The following is a 10,381-nucleotide window of genomic DNA, read 5'->3' on the forward strand; positions in this document are numbered from 1 at the left end:
TGAGACAGGGCCTAGGTCTATCGAGCGCCGACGCGGCGGAGCAGGCCTTCCTGCACGGCGCTGGCGATGTGCCGCCCGTCCTCGGTGAACATCCGGCCGCCGGCCAGTCCCCTGCTGCCGCTCGCCGACGGGCTGCTGCAGTCGTAGAGGAACCATTCGTCCGCGCGGAACGGCCGGTGCAGCCACAGCGCGTGGTCCAGGCTGGCGCCGATCACCCCGCCCGGCCCCCAGACCTCGCCGTGCATCGAGAGCACGGCGTCGAGCAGCGACAGGTCGGACGCGTACGCCAGGGCGCACGCGTGGATCAGCGGATCGTCCGGCAGCTTGCCGTTGATGCGCATCCAGACCCGCTGCTCGTCGGCCGCGTCCCGGTCACCCGGCGGCACCCAGCCGGGGGTGCCGACATAGCGGACGTCGACCGCCTGCGGCGACGCCTTGAAGGCCGCCGCGCGGTCCGGGTAGCGGGCCAGCCAGTCCCCCATCGTCGGGGTCTCGTCCGGCCCCGGCACGCCCTCCGGCGCCGGCGAGTGGTGGTCGAGGCCCTCCTCGACGACCTGGAACGACGCGGACATGAAGAAGATCGTCCGGCCGTGCTGTTTCGCCGTGGACCGGCGCACCGAGAAGGAGCGTCCGTCGCGGATGTTCTCGACGGTGAACTCGATGGGGACCGTGGGGTCGCCGGGGCGCACGAAGTAGCCGTGCAGCGAGTGCACGAAGCGCTCCGGTTCGACCGTGCGGCCGGCCGCCACCAGCGCCTGGCCGGCGACCTGCCCCCCGAAGACGCGCTGGGCGCCGGTCTGAGGGCTCTCACCCCGGAACGTGGCCGCGTCGATCCGCTTCAGGTCGAGAATGTCGAGGAGCTGATCGACGGCGGCCTGTCCCACCAGTGGGGTGTTGTTCACTTGACCGTGGTCACCGTGACCGGGTCGACGAGCGAGCCGAGCTGGTGCACCCGCAGGGTGTTGGTGGAGCCGGGTGCGTTCGGCGGGCTGCCGGCCACGACGACCACGTATTCGCCCGGCTTGGCCAGCCCGAGTCCGAGCATGGCCTGGTCGACCTGGCGGAACATGTCGTCGGTGTGCTGGACGAAGTCCGTCAGGAACGTCTCGACGCCCCAGGAGAGTGCGAGCTGGTCGCGGACCTCGGGGACCGGGGTGAAGGCGAGCAGCGGGAGCTCGCAGTGCAGCCGGGAGAGACGGCGCACGGTGTCGCCGGTCTGCGAGAACGCGACCAGGGCCTTGGCGCCGATGTTGCGGGCGATGCGGCTGGCGGCGACGGTCAGCGCACCGCCGTGGGTGCGCGGGTCGTGCTGCAGGACCGGCACCCCGAAGTCGCCGCTCTCGGTGGTGGTGACGATCTTCGCCATGGTGCTGACGGTGAGGACCGGGTACTTGCCGACCGAGGTCTCGCCGGAGAGCATCACGGCGTCGGCGCCGTCGAGGACCGCGTTGGCGACGTCGGAGGCCTCCGCGCGGGTCGGCCGGGAATTCTCGATCATCGAGTCGAGCATCTGGGTGGCGACGATGACCGGCTTGGCGTTCTCGCGGCAGAGCTGGACGGCGCGCTTCTGCACCAGCGGGACCTGGTCGAGCGGCAGCTCGACGCCGAGGTCGCCGCGGGCGACCATGACGCCGTCGAAGGCCAGCACGATGGCCTCCAGGTGGATCACGGCCTCCGGCTTTTCGACCTTGGCGATGACGGGGAGGGTCTTGTTCTCCTCGGCCATGATCTGGTGCACGAGCTTGATGTCGTCGGGCGAGCGGACGAACGACAGGGCGATCAGGTCGACGCCGAGGCCGAGGGCGAAGCGCAGGTCCGCCTCGTCCTTGTCGCTCATCGCGGGGACACTGACGGCGACGTTCGGCAGCGAGACGCCCTTGTTGTTGCTGACCGGGCCGCCCTCGGTGACCAGGCAGCGGATGTCCTCGCCCTCGACGGCGGTGACCTCGACCGCGACCTTGCCGTCGTCGATCAGCAGGCGGTCGCCGACCTTGACCTCCTTCGGCAGCTTTTGGTAGGTGCAGCTGACCCGGTCCGGGGTGCCGAGGATGTCCTCGCTGGTGATGGTGACGACGTCGCCGGTGCGCCACAGGTGCGGGCCGTTGGCGAACCTGCCGAGGCGGATCTTGGGACCCTGCAGGTCGGCGAGGACCGCGACGGCGCGGCCGGTCTCCTTCGCGGCGGCGCGGACCATGTCGTAAATCTTCTGGTGATCATCGTGGCTGCCGTGGCTGAAGTTCAGCCGGGCCACATCCATGCCGGCCTCGACCAGTCCGAGCATGCGCTCGGGGGAGGCGGTGGCAGGACCCATGGTGCAGACGATCTTTGCGCGGCGTGTCACAGCCATCAGGCTAGTCTCTCTTTCGGGTCGGCTCGCTGGCCGACCCTCGTCATAAGGATGAACTGCGAATGGCGACGCCCCGGCGGTCCGTCGGGCGCGCTTCGATCAGCAGGGGCCGCGGGCGTCAGCGACCGCAATCGTCTTCAGCTTATCGGTCTGCTTCCGGCGACCGCCGGGAGATGGCCCGACCGGGTACGGCCCGGCCTCGTCGCCACCCGCGATGGACCCAGGTGACGATGCCCGGCGAAGTGCGGGCGGGTGGCCGAACTGTCGAAAAGTCGTCAAATCGGCGGGCGTCAGCGACCGCAACGGCCTCACCCTATCGGTCCCCGCGGGGCCGCTCACCAGCGGCGCGGCGCGCGCGACTGAACCCGAACACCGAAAGTCACGTGTTGACAGCAGTCGGTTAAATCGGGGCAGCGGCATGGGGGTGCGCGATGGCGGTTCGGTGGTGGGAGATCAGGCGGCAGCGGGTGCTGGAACGCGCGGCCCGCGAGCAGGAGCGCGAGAGCGAAGCGGCCCGGCAGCGGCTGCTGTGCCACGCGGCGCAGTGCGGCGGCGCCCGGCGGGTGCCGCGGCCGAGGACGGCCCCGGCGGCGGCCCGCGCCTGATGGGCGCGACCCGATCGATCACGGGGCGGCAGAACCGCCCCGTGATCAACGGTGAGCAGCTGTCAACCTGGGCCGTCGACCTCCGCAGCGCGCTGCCGCCCGGGCCACGTTGAAAAGGCTCAGTCAGCGGATGGCGGCCAGCGGCTGCGACGACGGCTTCACCGGTGCCGGCAGCTCGCCGAATCCGCCCAGGTAGGTGTGGATCGCCGCGGCGGCCGCCCGGCCCTCCGCGATCGCCCACACGATCAGCGACGCGCCGCGGTGCATGTCGCCCGCGACGAACACGCCCTCGGCCCCGGTCTGCCAGTCGTCGCCGGCGTCGACCGCTCCCCTGCCGTTGCGGCTCACCCCGAACTGGGTGAGCAGCGGCTGCTGCTCGGTGCCGTCGAAGCCGATCGCCAGCAGCACCAGGTCGGCGCGCAGGTCGCGCTCCGAACCCGGCTGGACGGTGACCGTACGGCGGCCGTCGATGCGCTCGACGGCGACGTCGGCGACGCGAACCGACACGACGTTGCCGTTGCCGTCGTCCACGAACTCCTGCACGGCCACGCCGAAGACGCGTTCGCCGCCCTCCTCGTGGGCCGGGTAGTTGCGCAGGATCACCGGCCAGGTCGGCCACGGGTGCAGCTCGCCGGCCCGGACCTCGGGCGGGAGCGGGTACTGGTCGAGCTGGATCACGCCGGCCGCGCCCTGGCGGTGTGCGACGCCGAGGCAGTCGGCGCCGGTGTCACCGCCACCGATGATCACGACGTGCCGGCCGTTGGCGTCGATCGGCGTGGTGTCCTGCAGGCCGGCCACCACGCGGTTGGCGGGCACCAGGTGCTCCATCGCGAGGTGCACGCCCGCGAGCTGCCGCCCCGGGGTGCCCGGGGTGTCGCGCCCGGCGAGGGCACCGCAGGTGAGCAGCACCGCGTCGAAGCGTTCCCGCAGGTCGTCGGCGGTCACGTCGACGCCGACGTTGACGCCGGTCTCGAAGATCACGCCCTCGGCCGCCATCTGGGCGAGGCGCTCGTCGATGCGCACCTTCTCCAGCTTGAAGTCCGGGATGCCGTAGCGCAGCAGGCCACCGATCTTGTCGTCCCGCTCGTACACGGTGACGGCGTGACCGGCGCGGGCCAGTTGCTGCGCGGCGGCGAGCCCGGCCGGGCCCGAGCCGACCACGGCGACGCTGCGGCCCGACAGGACGACCGGCGGCTGCGGCACCAGGCCGGCGGCGAACGCGTGGTTCGCGATCTCCACCTCGACCTGCTTGATCGTCACCGGGTCGTCGGAGATGCCGAGCACGCAGGCGGCCTCGCACGGTGCCGGGCAGAGCCGCCCGGTGAACTCCGGGAAGTTGTTCGTCGCGTGCAGGCTCTCCGCGGCCGCCGCCCAGGCGTTCGTGCGGACCAGGTCGTTCCAGTCCGGGATGCGGTTGCCCAGCGGGCAGCCCTCGTGGCAGAACGGGATGCCGCAGTCCATGCACCGGGTGGCCTGGTCGCGGATGAGCTCGCCGTCGGCCGGCGGGTACACCTCGCGCCAGTCGCGGATGCGTACCGGCACCGGGCGACGCTTCGGCAGTTGCCGCTCGTAACGCAGGAAACCGTTCGGATCAGGCACGGGTGACCCCCATAACCGCCTCGTCGATGTTCCGACCGGCGGCTTCGGCGGTCCTGATCAGCTCCATCACGCGCTTGTAGTCGCGCGGCACCACCGCGGTGAACTCCGCCACCGCCGTCTGCCAGTCCTTGAGCAGCCGCTCCGCCACGGCGGAGCCGGTCTCGGCGAAGTGCTTCTCCACCAGGTTGTGCAGTCGTTCCCGCTCCTCGCCGGTGAGCGGCGTGAGCTCGACCAGCTCGGGGTTGATCCGGCTCTGTTCGAGGTTGTGCACGAACGCCGTGCCGCCGCTCATGCCGGCGGCGAAGTTGCGCCCCACGGGCCCGAGCACGACCACGGTGCCGCCGGTCATGTACTCGCAGCCGTGGTCGCCGACGCCCTCGACGACCGCCGAGGCGCCGGAGTTGCGCACCGCGAACCGCTCGCCGGCGCGGCCACGCAGGAACACCTCGCCGCTGGTGGCGCCGTACAGGATGGTGTTGCCCGCGATGATGTTCTCCTCCGCGACGAACGGCGCGTTCGCCGCGGGGCGCACGATCACCCGGCCGCCGGAGAGCCCCTTGGCCACGTAGTCGTTGGTGTCGCCGATCAGCCGCAGGGTGACGCCGCGCGGCAGGAACGCCCCGAACGACTGCCCGCCGGTGCCCCGCAGGGTGAACCCGATGGTGTCGTCGGGCAGGCCGTTGCCGCCGTAACGGCGGGTGACCTCGCCACCGAGCATCGCGCCGACGCTGCGGTGGTCGTTGCGCACGAGCACCTCGGCGCGGACCTGGGCGCCCGCCTCGAGCGCGGGCGCGGCCAGCGCGATGAGCTCGTTGTCGAGCGACTTCTCCAGGCCGTGGTCCTGCTTGACGATGCCGCGGCGCGCGGCACCCTCGGGCAGCTCCGGCACGAACAGCACCGGCGACAGGTCCAGGCCCTTGGCCTTCCAGTGCGACACGGCCGGCTCGATCTCGAGGATCTCGGCGTGCCCGATGGCCTCGTCGATGGTGCGGAAGCCCAGCTCGGCGAGGTAGCCGCGGACCTCCTCGGCGAGGAACAGGAAGAAGTTTTCCACGAACTCGGGCTTGCCGGTGAACCGCTCGCGCAGCACCGGGTTCTGCGTGGCGATGCCGACCGGGCAGGTGTCCAGGTGGCAGACCCGCATCATGATGCAGCCCGAGACGATCAGCGGCGCGGTCGCGAAGCCGAACTCCTCGGCGCCGAGCAGCGCCGCGATGACCACGTCACGGCCGGTCTTGAGCTGGCCGTCGACCTGCACGGTGACCCGGTCCCGCAGCCCGTTGAGCAGCAGCGTCTGCTGCGCCTCGGCGAGGCCGAGCTCCCACGGGGAGCCGGCGTGCTTGAGCGAGTTGAGCGGGGACGCGCCGGTGCCGCCGTCGTGACCCGAGATCAGGATCACGTCGGCCTTGAGCTTGGCCACGCCCGCCGCGACGGTGCCGACCCCGATCTCGGAGACCAGCTTCACGTGTACGCGCGAAGCCGGGTTGACGTTCTTGAGGTCGTGAACGAGCTGAGCCAGGTCCTCGATCGAGTAGATGTCGTGGTGCGGCGGGGGCGAGATCAGCCCGACGCCCGGCGTGGCGTGCCGGGTCTTGGCGATCCACGGCCACACCTTGTTACCGGGCAGCTGGCCACCCTCGCCGGGCTTCGCGCCCTGCGCCATCTTGATCTGCAGGTCGTCGGCGTTCACGAGGTATTCGCTCGTCACACCGAAGCGCCCGGAGGCGATCTGCTTGACCGACGAGCGGCGCTGCGGGTCGTAGAGGCGCTCGACGTCCTCGCCGCCCTCGCCGGTGTTGGACTTGCCGCCGAGGCGGTTCATCGCGATCGCGAGGGTCTCGTGCGACTCGGCCGAGATGGAGCCGTAGCTCATCGCGCCGGTGGCGAAACGCTTGACGATCTCGGAGGCCGGCTCGACCTCGTCCAGCGGCACCGGCTCGCGGTCCCTGAAGCGGAACAGCCCGCGCAGCGAGCCCGCCGCCTCGGCCAGCCCGTCGACCTTCGCCGTGTACTGCCGGAACACGTCGTACTGCTTGCTGCGGGTCGCGTGCTGCAGCAGGAAGACGGTCTCCGGGTTGAAGAGGTGGACCTCGCCCTCGCGGCGCCACTGGTATTCGCCGCCGACCTCGAGGCGGCGGTGGCTGCGCTCGGCCGGGTTGCGCGGGTACGCCTTCGCGTGCCGGGCGGCGACCTCCGCGTGGATCTCGGCCAGGCCGGAGCCGCCGATGCGCCCGGAGGTGCCGGCGAAGTAGCGCTGCAGCAGCCGGTTGTCGAGGCCGACCGCCTCGAACACCTGCGCGCCGCAGTACGACGACACCGTCGAGATGCCCATCTTGGACATGATCTTCAGGACGCCCTTGCCGAGCGCCTTGACGTAGTTGCGGACCGCCTTCTTCGACTCCATGCCCGCGAGCGGGCCGGTGGCGATGAGGTCGTCCACGCTCTCGAACGCCAGGTACGGGTTGACCGCCGCGGCGCCGTACCCGATCAGCACGGCCGCGTGGTGCACCTCCCGGCAGTCGCCGCTCTCCACGACGAGCGCCACCTGCGTGCGGGTCTGCTCGCGCACCAGGTGCTGGTGCACCGCCGCGGTGAGCAGCAGCGACGGGATCGGCGCCAGGTCGGCGTTGGAGTCGCGGTCGGAGAGCACCAGGATGCGTACCCCGTCCTCGATCGCCTCGGACACGTGGCGGCAGATCTGCGTCAGCCGCGCCTTGATGCCCTTCGCGCCCTCCCGCAGCGGGTACAGGCCGGAGACCCGGACCGCCTTGAAGCCGGGCAGGTCGCCGTCCTCGTCGATCGAGAGCAGCTTGGCCAGCTCGTCGTTGTCGATGACCGGGTACGGAAGGACGATCTGCCGGCAGCTCGCCGGGCCCGGGTCGAGCAGGTTGCCCTCGGGCCCGATGGTCGTCGACAGGCTGGTCACCAGCTCCTCGCGGATGGCGTCCAGCGGCGGGTTGGTCACCTGGGCGAACAGCTGGTGGAAGTAGTCGAACAGCAGCCGCGGTCGGGTCGACAGCGGCGAGATCGGCGTGTCGGTGCCCATCGAGCCGAGCGGCTCGGCGCCGCTGCGGGCCATCGGCGCGACCAGGATCTTCAGCTCCTCCTCGGAGTAGCCGAAGATCTGCTGGCGGCGCATGACCGAGTCGTGGGTGTAGATGATGTGCTCGCGCGGCGGCAGGTCCTGCAGGTCGATCAGCCCGGCGTGCAGCCACTCGTCGTAGGGCCGCGCGGCGGCCAGCTCGGCCTTGATCTCGTCGTCGTGCACGATCCGGCCGGCCGCGGTGTCCACCAGGAACATCCGGCCCGGCTGCAGCCGGCCCTTCGCGACCACCGTTGCCGGGTCGAGGTCGAGCACGCCCGCCTCGGAGCCGAGCACGACCAGCCCGTCGCTGGTGTGCCACCAGCGGCCCGGGCGCAGGCCGTTGCGGTCGAGCACCGCGCCGATCAGGGTGCCGTCGGTGAACGCCACGCTGGCCGGGCCGTCCCACGGCTCCATGAGGCTGGCGTGGAAGCGGTAGAAGGAGCGCCGCGCCGGGTCCATGCCCAGGTCGTTCTCCCACGCCTCCGGGATCATCATCAGCACGGCGTGCGGCAGGCTGCGCCCGGACAGGTGCAGCAGCTCGAGGACCGCGTCGAAGTTCGCCGAGTCCGACGCCTCCGACGTGCAGATCGGGAAGAGCCGCTTGAGGTTGCCGGGCACGTTCGGCGAGGCGAGCAGCGCCTCGCGGGCCGCCATCCAGTTCCGGTTGCCGCGGATCGTGTTGATCTCACCGTTGTGTGCGATGAACCGGTAGGGGTGCGCCAGCGGCCACGACGGGAACGTGTTGGTCGAGAAACGCGAGTGCACCAGCGCGATCGCGCTGTCCACCCTGGAGTCGGCCAGGTCCGGGAAGAACTCGGGCAGCTGGTCGGGCGTCAGCATGCCCTTGTAGGTGATCGTGCGCGCCGACAGCGACGGGAAGTACGCCGCGACGCCGCGCTGCGACGTCTCCCGCTCGACCTGCTTGCGGATGCAGAACGCGACCCGGTCCAGCTCGATGCCGGACAACGGTTCACCGGCGGGGCCGGCGACGGTGCCGGTGAGCCGGTGTGCGGCGAGGAAGACCTGCTTGATCTGGGGGCGGGCCGCCTCGGCGGTCTCGCCGAGGCTGGACGGGTCCACGGGCACGTCTCGCCAGCCGAGGATGTCGCCGCCCTCGACCAGGGCGTACTTCTCGAAGACCGCGATCGCGCGGGCCGCCTCGGCCGGGTCGTTCGGCAGGAAGGCGAGGCCCGTCGCGTAGAAGCCGGCGGCCGGCAGGTCGAAGCCCGCCACGGCGCGCAGGAACACGTCGGGGATCTGGATCATGATGCCGGCGCCGTCGCCCGTGTTGTATTCGGCGCCGCGGGCGCCACGGTGATCGAGCCGGATCAGCGCCGACAGGCCCTTGGCGACCACGTCGTGGGAGCGCCGACCGTGCAGGTCGGCGACAAACGCCACGCCGCACGCGTCGCGTTCCTGAGCCGGGTCGTACAACCCCTGAGGGTGCGGAAAAGCCACCGGGCCTCCGATCGTCACTGGTGTTCCGTTCAAGGTCGGGACGACGTCGGCCCTGCAAAGTCTCTAGAGTCTACGTTAGTCGTCACCGATCTTCGCCAGGTGCGGATAGATCACACTTTTGCCCCACCGATTCGTCACCGGAGGAGCCTCGGGGGGCGGTATGTCGTCGCCGGGAGAGAGCTGCGGCCGGGGCAACGGGTAGTCTCGCGCGGTGGCGCTAGAGGATACCGACGTCTTCACCCGGCTGGAACGTTTCTACGATGCCGTGCCCCGCGACGCCGCCGTCGCGGAGGACATCGGCGGGTTCGTGCTCTTCGTCAACGACGGCGGGGGATGGCCCTTCTACGCACGTCCCCGCCTGGGCAGCGCCGAAACGCCGTCCGCAGCTGATATTACCGCCGTCCGGCAGCGCCAACGCGACCTCGGCGTTCCCGAGGCGTTCGAATGGGTGCACGAGACGACCCCGGACCTGCTGGCCGTGGCCCGTTCCGCGGGCCTGGACGTGCTGCTCGCGCCGCTGATGGTGCTGGAGAGCGCCGCCCTCGTGCCGGACCTGCCGCTGCCCGGCGCCGCGATCCGCTTCCTCGACCCCGCCGCGCCGTCCTTCGGCGCCGACATCAGCGTCAGCCGCGCGGTCGGCCGGCTCGGCTTCGGCGCGCCGGCGAACGCCACCGCCCTGCAGGCCGGCTCCCTGGTGGTCGAGGTGGCCGGCCCGCAGCAGCGCGACGCGGTGCCCCCGCTCAGCGCCGACGCCGTCGCCCAGCTGACCCGCCGGCACGCGTCCGGGCGGCTGCTCAGCGCGGTCGTCGAATCGCCCGAAGAGGGCATCCTGGCCTGCGGATCGGCGCAGCGCGCCGGCACGGTGGCCGAGGTCGCGGGGGTGGCCACGCTGCCGTCCGCCCGCCGCCGCGGCTACGCCTCGCAGCTGACCGCGAGCCTGGCCCGGCGCGCGATGCAGAACGGCGCCGACCTGGTCCTGCTCTCGGCCGGCGACGACGACGCGGCCCGCCTCTACTCCAGGGTCGGCTTCCGGCGCGTCGGCACCGCCTGCATCGCCGAGCCGGCCGCCGTCTCGCGCTGAGGGCTCAGTCCGGGGGCTGCCAGTCCGCGGCCAGCCCGCGGGCGTGGCCGAGGATGCGGGGCCGCAGCGAGCCGAGCGCGGCGTTGCGCGCCCGCAGCGCCAGCCGGCCGCGCGCCTGCACCACCGCCGACATGCGGCGGGGGTGGCCGTCCCCCCTGGCCGGCCCCCGCCCGCGGGCCCCGGCGGTCGCCCCCACCGCCCCCGGG

At 71.8% G+C, this 10,381-nt stretch carries 6 protein-coding genes and 1 pseudogene; 2 read left to right on the plus strand and 5 right to left on the minus strand.

Annotated features, from left to right (window positions below):
- Positions 1–17: 17 nt before the first annotated feature.
- Both AB0F10_RS13300 and pyk read right to left on the minus strand, forming a co-directional pair.
- Positions 18–902, minus strand: a complete 885-nt coding sequence (locus AB0F10_RS13300; protein ID WP_360623345.1) for an acyl-CoA thioesterase II — start codon at positions 900–902, stop codon at positions 18–20.
- Positions 899–2,347, minus strand: coding sequence for a pyruvate kinase (gene pyk / locus AB0F10_RS13305; protein WP_360623347.1), 1,449 nt, complete (start codon positions 2,345–2,347; stop codon positions 899–901). Before pyk ends, AB0F10_RS13300 begins: the two co-directional genes overlap by 4 nt.
- 431 nt (positions 2,348–2,778) lie before the next feature.
- Between pyk and AB0F10_RS13310 the strand changes: the two genes are divergently transcribed.
- Complete coding sequence (locus AB0F10_RS13310) at positions 2,779–2,952, plus strand: hypothetical protein (protein ID WP_360623349.1); 174 nt, start codon at positions 2,779–2,781, stop codon at positions 2,950–2,952.
- A 123-nt stretch (positions 2,953–3,075) separates the two neighbouring features.
- Here the strand turns inward: AB0F10_RS13310 and AB0F10_RS13315 are convergent, their stop codons facing one another.
- Positions 3,076–4,551, minus strand: coding sequence for a glutamate synthase subunit beta (locus tag AB0F10_RS13315; RefSeq protein WP_360623351.1), 1,476 nt, complete (start codon positions 4,549–4,551; stop codon positions 3,076–3,078).
- The gene (gene gltB / locus AB0F10_RS13320; protein ID WP_360623353.1) at positions 4,544–9,112 is read right to left on the minus strand and encodes a glutamate synthase large subunit; all 4,569 of its coding nucleotides are present in this window, start codon (positions 9,110–9,112) and stop codon (positions 4,544–4,546) included. The genes AB0F10_RS13315 and gltB overlap by 8 nt, the downstream gene beginning before the upstream one ends.
- A gap of 193 nt (positions 9,113–9,305) precedes the next feature.
- Between gltB and AB0F10_RS13325 the strand changes: the two genes are divergently transcribed.
- A complete protein-coding gene (locus tag AB0F10_RS13325; RefSeq protein WP_360623355.1) occupies positions 9,306–10,175 on the plus strand; it encodes a GNAT family N-acetyltransferase in 870 nt (289 codons plus the stop codon).
- A 4-nt stretch (positions 10,176–10,179) separates the two neighbouring features.
- Here AB0F10_RS13325 and AB0F10_RS13330 read toward each other — a convergent pair.
- Positions 10,180–10,381: pseudogene (locus AB0F10_RS13330) on the minus strand (FAD-dependent monooxygenase); the annotation flags it as partial.

This window comes from Actinoplanes sp. NPDC026623 (assembly GCF_040638275.1).
GTDB lineage: Bacteria > Actinomycetota > Actinomycetes > Mycobacteriales > Micromonosporaceae > Actinoplanes.

Excerpts from the sequence above, each read along its gene's own strand:
- pyk (WP_360623347.1), bottom strand. The coding sequence starts at position 2,347 with ATGGCTGTGACACGCCGCGCAAAGATCGTCTGCACCATGGGTCCTGCC.
- AB0F10_RS13310 (WP_360623349.1), top strand. The coding sequence starts at position 2,779 with ATGGCGGTTCGGTGGTGGGAGATCAGGCGGCAGCGGGTGCTGGAACGC.